Origin of the sequence: Phaeobacter sp. CAU 1743 (genome assembly GCF_039839315.1) — a bacterium.
GTDB classification, from domain to species: domain Bacteria; phylum Pseudomonadota; class Alphaproteobacteria; order Rhodobacterales; family Rhodobacteraceae; genus Phycobacter; species Phycobacter gallaeciensis_A.
This window is the reverse complement of record NZ_JBDOQR010000085.1, coordinates 1-15,596: the sequence shown is the minus strand read 5'-3', so window position 1 is coordinate 15,596 and position 15,596 is coordinate 1. Positions and strand designations below refer to the sequence as shown.

Genomic DNA, 15,596 nt, shown 5'->3' with positions numbered 1-15,596 from the left:
CCGCATTGGAAAAACACCGCGACCCACAAAATGATGCGCTGGTTGACCCGTTGGATCAAGCCGCATAACCATGAAATCCGCAGCGTCGCCCGAAACGCTTTTCAACATCGTTCGGGACATTCCCTGGTGCAAATAGCCCTGCCTTTGTTCCGGGCCGCTGAGCAGCCAAAGCTGTCTTTTTGCACCTTGGAGAAGCCGGACCCGCAGCAGCCGCATTCCATCAACCCCGAAAACAGCGTCCGCGGCCGGCGCCGATCCCAAACTGGAATGCCGGTGCCCTTTGATTTAAGCGCTCCCTGACGGGATTTAACAGCCTCCCAAAGCGTGCCTTCAATGATACGCAGCTCAGGGACAGTCGTGATCACCCAGTCGCTTTCGGGGTTCAGGCGGGAAACCCGTTTACCCGATTGGGGATCTTTTACATACCGCAGCCGGTTCCAGATCTGGCGGCCGATGTAGAGTTCGTTGTTAAGGATACCAGTGCCGCGTTCTCGGTTGCCGTGGATGGTCGACGCACCCCATTGACCGCCTTGCGGGCCGGGGATGCCGTCTACGTTTAAAGCCTCTGCGATCTTTTTGGGGGAGATCCCCTTCGCGTAGTCCGCGAAGATACGTCGGACCACGGTCGCTTCCTCGGCGCTGATCACCCGGTCGCCCCGGATCGGGGCGCCGGTTGCATCCATCTTGTGGACGGCACGATATCCGTAGGTCAGTCCGCCCGCAGACTTGCCCGCAAGGGCACGGCCTTTTAGCCCGCGATGAGTTTTGACGGCGAGATCCTTCAGAAAAAGCGCGTTCATCGTGCCCTTCAGACCGATGTGCATCTCGCTGATGGCGCCTTCCGACACCGTCTCGATCATCACCTCAGCGAACAGGAGCGTCTGGTAGATCTGGGCGATGTCGGCCTGCGACCGGCTCAGGCGGTCCAGGCCTTCGCTGATGACGACATCGAAGGCACCGCTGCGCCCGTCCCGTAGAAGCTTCTGCATGCCGCGCCGCATCAGGCTGGCGCCCGATATGGCTCGGTCGGAATAGGTCTCGATGACCTTCAGTCCCTGTCGCGCCGCGTACTCCTGGCACGATCGGATCTGGTCCTCGATCGAAGCGTCGCGCTGCATGTCTGTGGAAAACCGCGCATAGATCACGGCACGCAACTGATCGGTCATTCCCGTTCCTCCTCGGTGTACTTCTATATTTACCGCCCGTCCGTCTCGGTGGCTGCGTCGTGATCGGCATGTGCCGCTGCCCGTGCGAGTGCCCGTATCACCTCGAACCAGGCCGCGCGGGCAGCGGCAATCTCCACCTCGGCGTCGGGCTGCGCCCGAGGCTGGTCGGCCTGATGGCCCTCGCGCCTGATCCGCTTCTGCGGCCGTCTCGCTGCCTCCTCGGTATCCCTTGCGCTTTTGGCGGGACGCACCGCGCGCCCGGTCCAATCTTCCGTCTCCCCAGTCCGGGCTGTGCCCGGCTCATGCTGCGTCCGCGCAGCCCGATTCTTGTTCATCCATCATCATCCCGCCTTCATCCCGCCCGATTCTGGGGCGTGATCAAGGACAAGATCCGCAGGGCTTCTGCCCCCACAGGCCACTCGGCCTGCACTACGACAATACCCGACTTCCCTCCCATGCGTCCCGCCCGAAACAGGCTGGCTCTGTCGAAAGATGTGGACAACCGCCTGCTGTCGTCCGCCCGGACCCGCTCATTCGCGACTGAAGAGGTCCAGCTGCCTCGCATCGCAGGGATCCGCCTTCCGCTTCCTACGCGGCTGGGACTGGATGGAACCGCCCCCGCCGATCGGCCCGTCTCCGGCCTGAGCTTGCCCGGTGTCATTGGGAGCGCGCCCCTCGCACAGGCGCTTCGCGAACTGCTTCAAGACTTCCTCTGCCCAAGACGGCACCCAAACAGAAACCCTACACATACCCGCCGCCTTCTTGCGATCCGCCGAGGCCGCGCTGTGAATGCGATGCTTCGCCCTGTAGGACGCAGCGCTTTGCCTTGATTTACTGCCGCTCCCTTTCGAGCCCGTGGTGATGTTCTTGGCCATCCTGGCCTCCGCCTTGGTGAAAACCAAGCGTTCTGCTCATGAAGACGCCTTCTGCGCCTAACCGCGAATGTAAGGCGAGAAACGCCCTCGTGCTACGCCAACGGATCCTGAACCGGCCGAAACATGTGGACAGCGTAATCGGCAAGGCACTTGACGCCCCACCTGATCCGAACAAACACACCTCGGTGCTGACCTCGGTGCTGACCTCGGTGCTGACCTCGGTGCTGACCTCGGTGCTGACCTCGGTGCTGACCTCGGTGCTGACCTCGGTGCTGACCTCGGTGCTGACCCGCAAAACGGCGAGACAGGGATCCGGCCGCTATGACGCTGACCAGCCCGGATCCCCGAAACTGCTCATGCTCGCGGCGCGAACGGATCGCACCCGGCGCGGCCGAATAATGACCTTGAATTTGGGTTTTTTGGGGCTGGTGCGCTGCCCGGCCATGTGTCGGCCGGTGAAATGGGTCGCGACACCGCCGATGTTGGCGGGTCAGATCCGGCCGGGGCAGCCTCGTCTGGAAGGGAGATGTCCGGGGCATGCGCGCACTCCTTATATAGTGCATATAGTGTCAGCGGGATGAGGATTGTCGCCATAGTGGGCGCGCCCGGCCCTTTCGGACCGGACACGCCTTTTGCGTAGAGCCCTTTAGGCGGCGAAGGGCTGACGAAGGTCGGGATCCCCGTTGATGTTGTCGGCCCGGTCCCGGGCCGGGTCTGCCGTCCCCTGTGGCGTTGAAATCCGTGCGTCCGTGAGGGGCGTGCCGATCGCAGGTTCGGGCGAGACGCGAGCAAGGAGCGCATCGAGTTCGGGACCGGTGAGCAGTGCCGAGCGGTACAGCGCGCTTGCGATCTCCTCCAGCAACGGGAGATGGGCCTCGACGATCCTAAGGGCCCTGGCCTCGGCTCGGCGCAGGTGGCCCTCGACCCGGTCGCGCAGGTCGCCGTCAAGAGGAAGGCGGTCCAGTACGATCTGCGGGCTGCCTTGCCAGACCAGGTGGTCGCCGAGGCCGAGCGAGGCTTCGATAGCAACCGCGAGCAGCGTGGCGCTCGCGAGATCGGAATCCTCTGTCCCGCCCGCGCCGCCCGAAGGCGCCCCAAGGACTGAGACCTCCGCAGCGCGACCCGCAAGGTCGAGGGCAAGCGCGGCCTCCATCTCTGACCGGCGCTGGCTGATCATGAGACGTTTGGAATGGGTGACCCCGCCATCCGCTTGTAGCGCCAGCAACTTGGGCCGGGCCACGGCAGTGGCGGCCCCGACGACCGCATGCCCGGCTTCGTGGATGGCCACCTGCCAGCGCAGGTCTTCGGGCATCTGCGGGCGCAGGTCGCTCAGGGTGGTCTCGAGATGCTCGAGTGAAAGCGGGCGCTGCTCCCGCCGGGCCAGCGCGCGGGCGGACCGCACCCAGGCCGCAATGTCCGCCCCGCTCATCCCCACAGCGCGCGCGGCGAGACCGGCCAGGTCCTCATCCGCGAGATCCGGCCAGCTTTGCCACTTGATCGCCGCCGGGATCATATCGTGCGTGGGGTAGCTGAGACGAGCCACCTTGTCGAAGCGACCGGGCCTGCGGACGGCCTTATCGATCCGGTCCACGTGATTGGTCGCGCCCATAATGGCGACGCCCTCATGCCCTTCATATCCATCCATGGCGGCCAGAAGGCCGCTGACCACATACTCGGTCCAGCTGCGATTGGTGTCCCCCACGCGGTCCCTGTCGCCGACGGCGTCAAGTTCATCGATGAACAGGATCGCGGGCGCCGCTGCCGCCGCCTTGGCGAAACTCGCCCGCATCGCTTTGATCACCTCACTCCCTCGGCTGCCTTCCGCGCTCCAGTCGGCGATCGAGCCGGCGATCACGTTGATCCCTGCCGATTTGGCGATGAGCCGGGGAACTTCCGTCTTGCCGCAGCCCGGCGGGCCAGCGAGGAGGATACCCCGCGTGACATCCCGCCACGGGATCTCTCCAGCCTGCCATGCACGCAAATCGGCGACCATTTGCTCGACCGGTTCGCGCACCTCCCGCGGCAGCGGGAAATCGGCCAGTCCCGGCCCCTCAGTGGTGGCGGGCGTCGTGGCCGCCGCCAGAGCCGCGATCGCGCCGATCAGTGTCGGGCTGCGCAGGGCAAAGACGAGATCCTCCGGCCCGAGCCGCTTGCACTGGTCATCGTCCGGCAGGCGAGCGAGGGCGGCTGCGTCGCCATCAATCCGGTCCCCCGTATCGGGGTAAGCTTCGGTCAGGATCTCTGCCAGCATAGCCCGATCGAGCGGCGCGACCGGGATGACAGTCGGCTTCAAGGTGCGCAGGGCCGACGGCAAAGTGCCCGCCGCCACTGCCACCGCGACGACGGGGCGCCGCATCTCCAGTGCCGTGCGGACCGTGGGCACAAGCTGACCGACCAGGCCGGTGTCCCTTTTGTGGCTGTCCTTGGACAGAATCGACTCCTCCGCACGCACGGCGAGGGGAAGGGGCGCATCGTTCGGCCAGAAAGGCGCACGAGCGAAAAGGTGATCGATGAGCTTGTGGATAGTCTCACCCAGACCAGGGCTGTTTACCGCAAGCACCGTCAGCGATCCCGGCGCGCTCAGCGCCGAGTAGAATGCCGCAGGGCTGGGAAAGCTCGCGGCCAACCGCGCGACCGCCAGCGCCGCCGCAGGCCGCAAAGTATAGGCGGGCGCTTCCTTGCCATTCGGAACCGGAGGCAGGGCGTCAGAAAACAGGGCTGCCGCCTCCGCTGCTTCCGCTTCGACGAAATCCAAAATGTCATCGAGGTCGGTCCGGGGGGTGTCATTCACACTCTCCACTGCAAGTGAGGGGGTTGAGGCAGGGTGCGCCTGTCCCTGCGGTGCGACTGCGGAAACCGGCGCATCGGCGGGCGCCGTATACGGCGGATGTGTCGTAATGACACCGCTGATAGTCGCCCATCCGGGATGCGCATTGATCAGGCTCTGGCGGATCGCCAAGGCGAAATCATGCCTGTCAGGTGGGGTGCCCGTGCCGCTGGTCGTGGTTACGGTGGGAGTCGGGGTGGTGGGCTGAGTCATGGGAAGCCTCCAATAAGGATGAAAAAAGGGGACCGGTCCGCCGCAACGACGGGCCGAGAGGTGGATCTGGTAGGGGAATTGAGGGGCCGCTGAGATCGGTCAGGCAGCGAGGTCGAGGTCGTCGTCCCTCCCGCTCGGGATGGCATCCGTGTGGCCCAGCCGGGCGAGCGCTGCGTCAAGGCTACGGCGAGGGTGGCGCCGAAGCTCTGCGATCTCGGAGGCATGGATGACCTGACGAAGGTGCCAGTCCGCCGTGAAACGGACCACGTTCTCGGTCAGAACAACCGCCGCGAGAATGTCGAAGTCCTGCGGTTCATAGGGGCCGCGTCCCGTGCAACCGCGCTCGGATCGCTGGCGCAAGGTGAAGATGTAATCCCCGCGATCATTCTGCGTGTGGCGGGTCTTGACCTGAAGACGCAGGGATGCGCCGCTCGGGAGGAGCAAGAGCCGATCATGGCGCTCGTGCTCATCGGCCGGATATACCCGCTCACCCAAGCGAACAAGTGCGCTGTCTACCAAAAGTTCCGCCGCACGCCCCAGAGGTTTTGCATGACGGCAAAGGTCCTCAGTGGACATCGCGGGATAAGTGGCCAGAGCAGTCCGCGCGTCGCGGCTCTCGGTGGGGCGGGGTGGCATGGGCATGCCAGGCAGATAGGGCTGGTGCATCAGAATGCTCCGTATTCATGAAAGGAAGAGCGAGGGGGGCGTGCCCCCTCGGAATGGCGCGCTCGTCCGGCCCGATCAGGCCGCCAGCGAAGGCCCGCAGGCCCCGTCATCGTCCGGACCAGGGCCGCCGAAGTCCTGCAGGGACATCAATGCAGTGACCAAGTGGAAGAACCTTACCTGCATCTCCCGCGTCCGGCGCGCGACCGCAAAGTTACCCTGCACCATGAAATACGACTGGTAGTCGACGAGCGTTTCGAACAGGCTCTGCCGCGCCTCGTCGTCATCCTTGGCGATCAAGTTGTACAGCGCATAGCCCATCTCCCAAAGCGCCTTGTCCTCGCGGCGGGTCAGATCCGCCGCCATAACCCGAGAGAGCGCTGCGTACATGTCCTTCAGGGCCGCTTCGGCCTCCTGCATCGCGACGCCGAAGCGATCCGCCCGGACGTCTCCCACCGCCGGGCGCTGAAGCGGCTGCTCCGCACGGGCGAACTGGTACATCGCCCCCAGCAAGCTGGTGAAGGCGTACGACATCTTGGTATGCGCGACAGAGGCGCTGCCCGCCATAGCGGGGTAAGCCGCGCCTGCGGTCTCGGGCAGTGAGATATGCGCCGCGAGTGCGTCAAAGGCCAGATCCAGCAACGTGTTGTAGCGGAGGTGGGCGCGCCGATAGAGCGTAAAGAGCACCGTCTCATGGCGCATCGCGAGAAGGTTCCGGATGATCGATACCTCAGCAGGCTTGTCGGTCGTCAAGACGGCCCTGACCATCTTCGCCGTCATCTGAAGGCCATAGATCATCTCGTCTGCGGTCTCACCGGAGAGGATCACGGCGCAATGGGTGAGCGTGGCGGCACGGGCCGCATCCACCGCACCGGTGAAGGCGGACAGGGCCGGGTCCTGGCGGTCGTATCCGCCGAGGGCACGCTCGGCGTCGGTCAACTGGACCAGCGAAGCGGTCAGGGCCGTGAACCGCGCGAACATTGCGCGCATCGGGGGTTCAGTGAACGGGGAAGTGGTGATAGTCGTACGGTTAGCCATCGGAATCTCCTTACAGGTTCTGGCGGTTAGGGGGCTGACTGGTAGTCGCATACCGTCAGACCCCGTTGCGTATGTTAGCAAATGTAAGTATGATGACCCCTGCTACGTTTGTCAACTAGAAAGTACTAACATTGTCTGTAAAGCGCGAACTTCGCAACGCACCGCTTGGCCTGCGAATAACACCCACACTGAAGGCAGCCCTCGAAAAGGCAGCCGAGGACGACCGGCGCTCTGTAGCGTCGATGGCGGAGATGATTCTAGCCGAATGGCTGGAGGGGCGTGGATACCTAAAGACGGATCAGTAGTGCCCTGGAGGTAGGCGCCAATGATGGCCGCTCATTTGGCAGAAGTTGGGCAGTAATTTCGCGGCCCAGCTTCCCCTTTTCATCTGAGAGGAGAATGATCCACAAAAGTGACAAACGGCATAAGGGGATCGCCGCCACGCATACTATTTTGTCGCGGTGGCGCTTTTCACGTCATTATACTTCAGGTGTCTTGGGTGCATTCATATGCGGTGTCAGGGGCGCCTGACCGTAAGGGGCTTCGGGCTCGGAAACCGAAGTCTGCGCGTGCGACGCCTCTACTGGCAGACCGGATTCGCTGTCGTCTTGACCTATGTTTTGGGGTAGGGGTGCCACCATAGCGAGGGCGGGCGCTGTCTTGGATGCGTTAAGCACATCGAGCCAGTCCTTGCAGGGCGTTGTGCTGCCCTCGACATGCGCCGGTGGTGCAAGACGCGTCGCCCCGGGCAGGAGGCCGGTGAGCTGCCTGTGAAGGGCCTCCCCCGCCAGATCATTGTCGAAGCCTGACAGAACCTGTCGGCCCTCGGCAAGCTTGAGGAGGGTTGCCTCCGTCTTCGGCCCGAACCCACCGCCCGTGCTGACGTAGATCGTGTCTTCTCTGGATTCGAGTTCCGCGAGCGCGAGGGCGTCGAGGCCGCCTTCAAAGACGACCATACGCGTGGCGGTTTTCGGATGGCCGAGGACCGAGACCGTCTTCACACCGCCCTTGGCAAAGCGCGCGGTGTTTTTCTGCCCATCCTTTTCCCATCGCTGTTCAAACCCCACGATATCGCCAGTCTCGGGATTGCGATGCGCGAAGTAGATGCCGCCGAACACGCCACAGCGCACATCGTCCCGGAAGCGGTGCAGGGTCGCCTTCGAGACGCCCCGATCCTCTGCGTAGGTCCGCCGGTCCTCGATATAGGGGGCCTCCTCCCACCTGCGCCGGGCTTCGGTGTGATCTTGCTGCCTGTGTCCTTGGTGCGGTACTCCCGTGGGCACCGGTGTCGGCGTGCCGGAGCCCATGATCTCACGAAAAGCCTTGCGCGCATCGCCCAAGGTCGATCCCGGATTGTCCGACAGCCAGAGATCGATGACCGAGCCGGACGCGCCGGTCTTATTGTTTGTCCAAACCCAGGCATCTCCTTTCCGTGTCGCCTTGATCGTCTCAGCGCCGCGCGCATAGGTGCGCAGATTCCGGCCCTGCGGATCGCTATGGCCGTCCCTGTGCTTGGGGGCGTAGGACCAGCCACCCCATGCGGCAATCTCGTCGATATGGACTGCCCGCATCCGTTCCAACTCATGATGGTCGTTCTCCTTGAACATCTTAGCGATCCGACGCTTCTTGCTGCCGCCGCCACGATCTGCGTCCGGTGCAGCTTGCGGGGCGGAGACGCTTCGACGATCCGGTAGCTCTGCTGTGATCCGCTGTTCTTCCGCATGCGCCACGGTCCGCAGGGCCGTGCGGACGGGATCACGCCCGGAGCCGATTGCGTCGAACACAGCTGCGGGTTTCGGTAAATCCCGGACAAGCATTTCAGTAATTCCCGGACACGCGTTTCGGTAAATCCCGGACAGTGATTTCGCTAATTCCCGGACAGTTCCGGGAGGGCTTGGGGCCGGTTGGTCCTCGCCTGCACCGTCGCGGCATTCTGCCGGTCTTGAACAAGGCCGGGAGGGACCATGCCGAGACGGAAGCAAGCGAGGCGCACGACCGTGCAAGACATACGAACGATACTGCGGCTGACGCATGAACAGGGGCTTTCGGCGCGTGAGGTTGCCGCGCGTCTGAAGCTCAGCAAGACGACCGTCGCGACCTATCTGAACCGGGCTCGGGAGGCGGGGCTGAACTGCTGGCCGCTGCCCAAGGGTCGGGATGATGATACCACGCTGAAGCAGGTTCTGTTCCAGCGCGTTGGCCGCCCACCGCGGGACCTGACGGAACCTGATTGGCCAAAGATGGCGGCTGAGATGAAGCGTAAGGGCGTGACGTTGCTGTTGCTTTGGGAGGAGTATCGGGCAGCCCATCCTGACGGCTATGGCTACACGTGGTTCTGCGCGCGTTACAGGGAGTTCGAGAGCCGGATAAGTCCCCGTTATCGCAACCGCCATGAGGCTGGTGGGGTGATGCAGACCGATTACGCTGGCCACACCATTCCTGTTATCGACCCTGCGACGGGTCAGGAACATCGCGCCCAGATCTTCGTTGCCGTGCTTGGCGCCTCCAATTACACCTTTGCCTGGGCCAGCCTCAGCCAGAAGCTGCCCGATTGGATCGATGCCCAGGTTCGTGCGCTGAAGTTCTTTGGCGGTGTTCCCAAGGCGATCGTGTGCGACAATCTCAAGGCGGCAGTGGCCAAGCCGCTCTGGTTCGAGCCGTCGGTCACCAAGACCTTCTCCGACATGGCCACGCATTACGACACGACCGTGTTGCCAACGCGGCCGCGCAAGCCGCGCGACAAGGGCAAGGTCGAGGGCGCGGTGCTGATCGTGGAACGCTGGATTCTGGCCCGGCTGCGCAACCGGCAATTCTTTTCCGTCGAGGCGCTGAACGTGGCCATTGCCGAGCTGCTCGCAGATATCAATGCGCGAACCATGCGGCGGGTGGGCCGCTCCCGACAGGACCTCTTCGAAGAGATCGAACGTGCGGCGCTGCGCCCCTTGCCAGACACGCCCTTCGAATACGCGGAGTGGAAGCAGGCCAAGGTGCATCCTGACTACCATATTGAGGTGCTGCACAGCTTCTATTCCGTGCCCTACCGCCTGATCGGCCGGCAAGTCGATGTGCGCCTGACCCACCGCATGATCGAGATATTCCATAATCACGAGCGCGTTGCTGTTCATCACCGCCGCGGCCAGCGGGGCGGTCATTCCACGATAAAGGAACACATGCCCAAGGCGCACCAGCGCTATGGCGGCATGACGCCGGAAAGCCTCATCACCCGCGCAGCACGCACCGGCTACCACACAGCTGCACTTGTCGAGCGCCTGATGCGCGACAGGCCACATCCCGAACAGGGATACCGATCCGCCCTCGGTGTGCTCAGCCTGCAGCGCCAGTTCGGGCCGGATAGGTTGGAGGCTGCCTGCGACCGCGCCCTGACGGTCGGAACCGTCTCCTATGCCTCGGTGCGCTCCATCCTCGTCACCGGGCTGGACCAGGCCCCGGAGCCGCCAGACCCGATCACCGCCACGCCGGCCCACGACAACATTCGTGGCTCAGGCTACTACCAGTAACCCTCAGCACAGAAGGATCAACACATGCTGACACATCCCACCCTCGACCAGATAGCCGCACTTGGCCTGACAGGCATGGCAGACGCCTGGAAGGCCCTTGCCGAACAGGACCCGGGTCAGTCCCTCGATCGCAATGAATGGCTCGGGCTCATGCTCGATCGGGAAGCTTCGGCAAGAGCCGATAAACGCTTCACCAACAGGCTGCGCAACGCCAAGATGCGATTCCCCAATGCCTGCATCGAAGATACCAACTTCGCCGCCAGCCGAGGCCTCGATCGCCGTCAGGTTCTCGCGCTGGCACAAGGCGAATGGATCAAGGCCAAGGAGCAGATCATCCTTACCGGCCAAACGGGCACCGGCAAAACCTGGCTGGCCTGCGCCTTCGGACATCAAGCCGCACGCCTCGATCACGCGGTCCTCTACGTCCGCATGCCCCGTCTCTTCGAAGATATGGCAATGGCGCGCCTCGATGGGCGGTTCCCCAAGCTGGTCGACAAGCTGGCCCGCGTCCAACTGCTCATTCTCGACGACTGGGGTACCCATGGGCTCACCGACCAGCAGCGTCTCGATCTGCTCGAACTCTTCGAGGAACGCTATCAGAGGCGCTCTACAATCATTACCGCCCAACTGCCCGTCTCGGGTTGGCACGACATGATCGGCGAACCGACAATTGCCGATGCCATCCTAGACCGGATTGTCCATAACGCCCACCGTATCGATCTCAAGGGAGACAGCATGCGCAGAAAAGATCAAAACGAGAACTTGACCCACGTGAAAAACCGCGAAACGATGCTATCAGAAACATAACTGTAGGCAGAGGATCAGCCGTGCCCGAACTGTCCGGGAATTACTGAAATGGCTGTCCGGGATTTAGCGAAATCGCTGTCCGGTAATTCTGAAGTCCGCACACAGCCCTGACCTCGGCCGTCATCTCCTCAAACTGTGCCGTGGCCTCCGCCCGTTCCGCGATATTTTCCTCTATCGCCTGATCGCGGTTGGCGCCGGCTTCATGAGTCGCCCTCGCCGCCGCCCGGGCCTCCACCTCGATGCGGCGCTGTTGGCGCTCCAGCCGTTCCAGGATCGCATCACACTGCGCCTGAATGTCCTCTGGGGCTCCATGTACGGGCAGGCCTGCACGTGCGGCCTCAAGAGACGCAAGACGCACAAAGTCAGGTGAACCTGTGAATTTTATAGAGGACCACCCCTTGGCCTTGGCAATCGCGATCATGGCCGCGCGCGTCTCTCGGGTGCTGCGAGATGTCGTCATCCGTTCGCCATGATCAACCAAGGTGACGTTATCCCGGAAGGTGATCTGGGGCGGGATATCCTGCAGATCGACAAAGCGGATCGCCTCGGACACGGCGGGATCGAGATGAAGGTCGCAATAGATGCGGCGCAAGAGGGTCAGCTTGAAGGTCGAGGCAGCGGCCGCTTGGCGGTCCTTTTCCCAGACCACTCCGGATACAGTTTCGATCTCCTTGTGATCCTCTTTGCGATCATTGACGTGTGCGCTGCCCGGATCTTCATAGACCCCAAGCCGTGCCTCCATCTTGCGGATGGAAAACTTCGACCCGAAGGCCGAGGCTTTCGAGCATTCGGTGCTGCCCAGGATGCCGATCCGCGCGCCGGACCCGGCCTTGTAATAGTGGAGTCCAAGGGCCCCGAGTGCGGCGTGCAAGTCCTGCCAGTCCCGCGCGGCGCCAACGGCCTCTGCAAACCGGACCTTCAGGGCGGTGGGGATGCCGTGCTCGAATGTCTCGATCCCGATTGATTTCTCGCGCTTGCGCGCGCCGGAGGTTTTGGGCCTCGTTCCGGTGATCCGGTCCGCCTTCTTCTTCTCCCAGGCGTCCCGGTTGGGCTTCAATTCCACCCTTCCGTTGGCTGACACATCGAACTCGAACCGGCCCCGGTCGTGCGACCAACCTTGTGCCAGTTCGATCTCGCGACAAGCCTTCTCGATACTGAGGTGGTCATTCGACTTCGACCAGACTTTTCCGGTGATGGGGTGAACGGTGTTACAGACAAGATGAACATGCAGCCGCTTCGTGTCGTGGTGCGTGCCGATGACGATCTGGTGCTCCTTCAGTCCGAGGCTGCGGATCATGTGATCCGCGGCCTCAATCATCTGGTCGTCCGTCGGCCGCTCCAGCTCATGCCAACTGAGGACCAAGTGGTAATACGGCTTCCGGACCCGGCTGTTCAGCTCTGATGAGAGCCGCATGTCCTCAGCTGCATGCCGCCAGTCGGGTGAGGCTAGGTTGCGCAGGGCGATCCGGACGGCTTTGCCGCAAACATATGCCACTCCGGGCTTGAAGGCGTCGGCGCCCCCGCCGGACCCCTTCTCCCCCTCTCTCTTGATCGCCTCACCGATCATGTAAACAGGGCCCGGATCTGTTCGGCCGCCGTTTCAACCGCGATGCGGGCCCGATCGATCACCTGCCGATCGTCGGCCGTCAATGCGGTGAGGCGCCCCGCGTTCACGGCATAGGTGAGCTGATTGAGGTTCGATCCCTGCTTTCCCAGCTCGCCCTTGATGCGCAGGAGGTCATGGCGCTCGCGGCGATCAAGCTCGGCCTCACCGAAGACGAAAGCAGCATGATAATCACGGTGGTCCTGAAACCCAGCCTCTCGTGCCCGCGCGATGAACGCGGCGAGTTCCCAATCATCCACCCGCTTTTGAAGGAGGTTGTTCCGCTTCCGGCGGTTCGATCTTTGTTTCCCGTCCCCTGCGCGTGCCATGTCTGCTCAACTCCACTTTACTCGTCTTTCTTTTTTATGCCCCCTACGTGAAAACGCCTAACCCACACCTTCTCCTCCTAACGCCCCCAGCTGATCCCGCCGACGCCATCTGGCGGAGAAGGGGATCAGCCCTCAGCGCTGAATGAAACATCCCACCCGTCCGTCACCGGTCAGGAACGGTGGTTCGGCGCAGAGGCCTCGGGCCTCGAGTAAGAGATACATCCCCCATGCCGCAGCACCGGCGAGGCAGACGGCAATAAGGGCGCCGATCACGGCCGCGACAATAAGCTGACGCCGGGAGATGCGGTCGGCGGTCGTGATGGATCTCTGTGCGGCTGTTCGAGCGATCTCTTCGGACGCGTCTTTGATGATCCGCGCAATCGCCCTCTGGGCTTCGGCCGCTGCGATCGGACCGGCCCGGTCTGGGACGGTTCTCAACTCGTTCAGAACACGCTCGACGTCGCGCAAGGTGGCGGTCCGACCCGACCGGATTGCGCTATCATAGTAATCGAGCACCATGAGCATCGGCCACATCTCGTCCCGGGGGGAGAGGCCAAGCCCCGCTTTGACAGATAACAACCGTGCCCGCTCTTGCTCCGTGGGTGCGCGGCGGTAGATCAGGGTGAACAAGTCCTCCGGAAGATCAGTCATTCGATCAGCCCCGCGATTTGCATCTGCTCGGACCAGGACCGCAGCGCGGCTTTTACCCGCATCTTCTGGAGCATGGAAAGCTTGTCCGAGGTTTGTGCGGTGATCAGGTTCAAACCGCCTGCGTTCTCCAGAATGTCATTCACGCGGGGGTCGAGCCGGATCAAGTCGATGATGGTGGCCCCTCGGGCTTCGAGATCGGCTTTGGTCTGCGTCGTGTCGAACAATGTGAACGCACGGTCCTCGCGCCAGTTGCGCACGACGATCCACTTCGTCGTTTCTGGCAGGGCCTTCATCTCTTCACGTAGGGCGACAATCGGCGACCGGGTCTGATCAATCACGAAGACTATGGTCAATTCGGCGTCGATCTCGGCCATGAGCAATGGGAGACTGAACCCGTCTTCGGAGGCACCGTCCTGATGCAGTCTCTCCGTGACGTCCGAGCCGCGCGCGGGTAAATCGATCAAGACATCCCCGGGGCTTTCCGCGATGACGTCGAAGAGGGCATCGCGGCCAGAGGGTGTCAGGACCTTGATGCGCCACACATCAAGGCCACTCTGTTTGAATGCGGCGTGAAGGCCCGCGTTTTTATCGTCGCCATCAACCAATGTGACGGGGTGTTCGGCCTGGAGCATCACGGCGGCCATCCGCTTGGCGACTTCGGTTTTGCCGACGCCCCCCTTGTCTCCATGTATGAAAAAAATCCGCTTCACAGGTCACCTCCTTGATCTCGAAAATCTGATGGGGGGTCTTCTTTCTGACCCTTTGTCCTCCCCTTGTTCGGGGTGGTCTGTATCTTGGGCTCGGGTGGACCGGTCCGTCGGGTCCACGCTCTGGTCGGTGCGATCCCGGCCTGGGTCCGGGCGCGGCGGACGTATGTTTTGAACGTGTTCATGTTGAGCTGTTCGTCCTCCGGGAGTGTCTTGTTGAGTTCCGCGCAGATCTCTTCCAGAGAGAACCCGGCTGTCATCTTCGCGTGTATGTCCTTGATCAGGCCGGTGACGAAGTCGGCCCTTGTCAGTGTCTTATCGCGTCGCGTCGACATCGACTTGAGCGCCGCCTTCGCGGTTTTTAGGTGTTCTGTTTTGAGTGCCATGCTGCTATCCTCGCTCTACACGGCAAGTGTCTGCGATGACCGTGAAAATCCAAAAATAAATCTTCAGAATCTTCTTCTGGAATGACCTACCCCTAGCAGGGTATGGCGACGGTAAACCGTCCCCCCTGATCCAGCAGCGGCGGCGACACTGAGGTGACTTCTTCTCGCAAGATGGGCAACTTGTCGGCGCCGGGGGGCTTCTCCGCGTTGCGTTTTGGGCAGTAGGGGAAGGCAGAACGGCGCATGAAAAACCAGATCATGCACTGATGAGAAGGGAGATGGTCTGCCGTAGGTCAGACATTTCGGGGCAGACCCCAGGGAGGGATCCTGACCCCAGGCGTGATCCCTGTGTCGTTTAACAATGTCAGTGAAGGTGTTTTTGGAGATCCCGAGGTCGTGCTCAATCTGACCACGAAACTTCACGCGAACCCGACGGTCGAAATCGACCCGATCTTCCCGCGCTCTCTGGGTGAACCATGGCATATGGCCCGAGAAGCTATCAAAACCATGATGTATAGTCAAAATGTTGCGGTCGAGATAGCGACATTATCATATAACATCGGGAATGTGGGGCCAATCAACTAGCGATGAAGGCCTCGAAACGCTTTGCGTCAATTTCGTTTTCAAAAAAGAAGGAATGCTCAAACACATCCGTATATTTTACAAAACGCCAGCTATGTTTACTCAGGGAAAGTCTGAAAAACCTCGTGCTCTGAGCGGGTTGCGGTAGACTGAGCGGGACCTTGAAGGATGCCCGCCGATGCCCAAACAGCCCGCCTTTCCTGCGCTACGCCAGTCGATGAAGAAGAAACA

At 62.2% G+C, this 15,596-nt stretch carries 14 protein-coding genes; 3 read left to right on the top strand and 11 right to left on the bottom strand.

Annotation, left to right across the window (positions count from 1 at the left end):
• Positions 1 to 101: 101 nt before the first annotated feature.
• Both AAFO90_RS21840 and AAFO90_RS21835 read right to left on the bottom strand, forming a co-directional pair.
• The gene (locus AAFO90_RS21840; RefSeq protein WP_347510767.1) at positions 102 to 1,166 is read right to left on the bottom strand and encodes a recombinase family protein; all 1,065 of its coding nucleotides are present in this window, start codon (positions 1,164 to 1,166) and stop codon (positions 102 to 104) included.
• 29 nt (positions 1,167 to 1,195) lie between these two features.
• Positions 1,196 to 1,501 (bottom strand): hypothetical protein, encoded by a 306-nt coding sequence (locus AAFO90_RS21835; protein ID WP_347510766.1) that lies wholly within the window; start codon positions 1,499 to 1,501, stop codon positions 1,196 to 1,198.
• Between the two features lie 629 nt (positions 1,502 to 2,130).
• On the opposite strand from AAFO90_RS21835, the gene AAFO90_RS21830 reads away from it, so the two are divergent.
• Positions 2,131 to 2,622 carry a hypothetical protein gene (locus AAFO90_RS21830; RefSeq protein ID WP_347510765.1) on the top strand — a complete coding sequence of 164 codons (492 nt, stop codon included), beginning with the start codon at positions 2,131 to 2,133 and terminating at the stop codon, positions 2,620 to 2,622.
• 65 nt (positions 2,623 to 2,687) lie between these two features.
• Here the strand turns inward: AAFO90_RS21830 and AAFO90_RS21825 are convergent, their stop codons facing one another.
• From AAFO90_RS21825 to AAFO90_RS21810, 4 genes are all read right to left on the bottom strand, one after another.
• Entirely contained in the window at positions 2,688 to 5,081 is a 2,394-nt protein-coding gene (locus AAFO90_RS21825) for an AAA family ATPase (protein WP_347510764.1), read from the bottom strand.
• 99 nt (positions 5,082 to 5,180) lie between these two features.
• Positions 5,181 to 5,747: a hypothetical protein gene (locus AAFO90_RS21820; protein ID WP_347510763.1), complete on the bottom strand. Its 567-nt coding sequence runs from the start codon at positions 5,745 to 5,747 to the stop codon at positions 5,181 to 5,183.
• A 75-nt stretch (positions 5,748 to 5,822) separates the two neighbouring features.
• The gene (locus tag AAFO90_RS21815; protein ID WP_347510762.1) at positions 5,823 to 6,782 is read right to left on the bottom strand and encodes a hypothetical protein; all 960 of its coding nucleotides are present in this window, start codon (positions 6,780 to 6,782) and stop codon (positions 5,823 to 5,825) included.
• A 479-nt stretch (positions 6,783 to 7,261) separates the two neighbouring features.
• Positions 7,262 to 8,599 carry a toprim domain-containing protein gene (locus tag AAFO90_RS21810; protein ID WP_347510761.1) on the bottom strand — a complete coding sequence of 446 codons (1,338 nt, stop codon included), beginning with the start codon at positions 8,597 to 8,599 and terminating at the stop codon, positions 7,262 to 7,264.
• A gap of 147 nt (positions 8,600 to 8,746) precedes the next feature.
• Between AAFO90_RS21810 and istA the strand changes: the two genes are divergently transcribed.
• Positions 8,747 to 10,300, top strand: coding sequence for an IS21 family transposase (gene istA / locus AAFO90_RS21805; protein ID WP_347510760.1), 1,554 nt, complete (start codon positions 8,747 to 8,749; stop codon positions 10,298 to 10,300).
• A 24-nt stretch (positions 10,301 to 10,324) separates the two neighbouring features.
• Complete coding sequence (gene istB / locus AAFO90_RS21800) at positions 10,325 to 11,107, top strand: IS21-like element helper ATPase IstB (protein ID WP_347510759.1); 783 nt, start codon at positions 10,325 to 10,327, stop codon at positions 11,105 to 11,107.
• A gap of 40 nt (positions 11,108 to 11,147) precedes the next feature.
• Here the strand turns inward: istB and AAFO90_RS21795 are convergent, their stop codons facing one another.
• From AAFO90_RS21795 to AAFO90_RS21775, 5 genes are all read right to left on the bottom strand, one after another.
• Complete coding sequence (locus AAFO90_RS21795) at positions 11,148 to 12,674, bottom strand: relaxase/mobilization nuclease domain-containing protein (RefSeq protein ID WP_347510758.1); 1,527 nt, start codon at positions 12,672 to 12,674, stop codon at positions 11,148 to 11,150.
• Entirely contained in the window at positions 12,671 to 12,970 is a 300-nt protein-coding gene (locus tag AAFO90_RS21790; protein ID WP_347510757.1) for a hypothetical protein, read from the bottom strand. Before AAFO90_RS21790 ends, AAFO90_RS21795 begins: the two co-directional genes overlap by 4 nt.
• Positions 12,971 to 13,171: 201 nt before the next feature.
• Positions 13,172 to 13,690: a hypothetical protein gene (locus AAFO90_RS21785; RefSeq protein WP_347510756.1), complete on the bottom strand. Its 519-nt coding sequence runs from the start codon at positions 13,688 to 13,690 to the stop codon at positions 13,172 to 13,174.
• Positions 13,687 to 14,400: a hypothetical protein gene (locus AAFO90_RS21780; protein WP_347510755.1), complete on the bottom strand. Its 714-nt coding sequence runs from the start codon at positions 14,398 to 14,400 to the stop codon at positions 13,687 to 13,689. The genes AAFO90_RS21785 and AAFO90_RS21780 overlap by 4 nt, the downstream gene beginning before the upstream one ends.
• A complete protein-coding gene (locus AAFO90_RS21775; RefSeq protein ID WP_347510754.1) occupies positions 14,397 to 14,783 on the bottom strand; it encodes a hypothetical protein in 387 nt (128 codons plus the stop codon). The genes AAFO90_RS21780 and AAFO90_RS21775 overlap by 4 nt, the downstream gene beginning before the upstream one ends.
• Positions 14,784 to 15,596 lie beyond the last annotated feature (813 nt).

Excerpts from the sequence above, each read along its gene's own strand:
- AAFO90_RS21840 (WP_347510767.1), bottom strand. The coding sequence starts at position 1,166 with ATGACCGATCAGTTGCGTGCCGTGATCTATGCGCGGTTTTCCACAGAC.
- AAFO90_RS21835 (WP_347510766.1), bottom strand. The coding sequence starts at position 1,501 with ATGAACAAGAATCGGGCTGCGCGGACGCAGCATGAGCCGGGCACAGCC.
- AAFO90_RS21825 (WP_347510764.1), bottom strand. The coding sequence starts at position 5,081 with ATGACTCAGCCCACCACCCCGACTCCCACCGTAACCACGACCAGCGGC.
- AAFO90_RS21820 (WP_347510763.1), bottom strand. The coding sequence starts at position 5,747 with ATGCACCAGCCCTATCTGCCTGGCATGCCCATGCCACCCCGCCCCACC.
- AAFO90_RS21815 (WP_347510762.1), bottom strand. The coding sequence starts at position 6,782 with ATGGCTAACCGTACGACTATCACCACTTCCCCGTTCACTGAACCCCCG.
- AAFO90_RS21810 (WP_347510761.1), bottom strand. The coding sequence starts at position 8,599 with ATGCTTGTCCGGGATTTACCGAAACCCGCAGCTGTGTTCGACGCAATC.
- istA (WP_347510760.1), top strand. The coding sequence starts at position 8,747 with ATGCCGAGACGGAAGCAAGCGAGGCGCACGACCGTGCAAGACATACGA.
- istB (WP_347510759.1), top strand. The coding sequence starts at position 10,325 with ATGCTGACACATCCCACCCTCGACCAGATAGCCGCACTTGGCCTGACA.
- AAFO90_RS21795 (WP_347510758.1), bottom strand. The coding sequence starts at position 12,674 with ATGATCGGTGAGGCGATCAAGAGAGAGGGGGAGAAGGGGTCCGGCGGG.
- AAFO90_RS21785 (WP_347510756.1), bottom strand. The coding sequence starts at position 13,690 with ATGACTGATCTTCCGGAGGACTTGTTCACCCTGATCTACCGCCGCGCA.
- AAFO90_RS21775 (WP_347510754.1), bottom strand. The coding sequence starts at position 14,783 with ATGGCACTCAAAACAGAACACCTAAAAACCGCGAAGGCGGCGCTCAAG.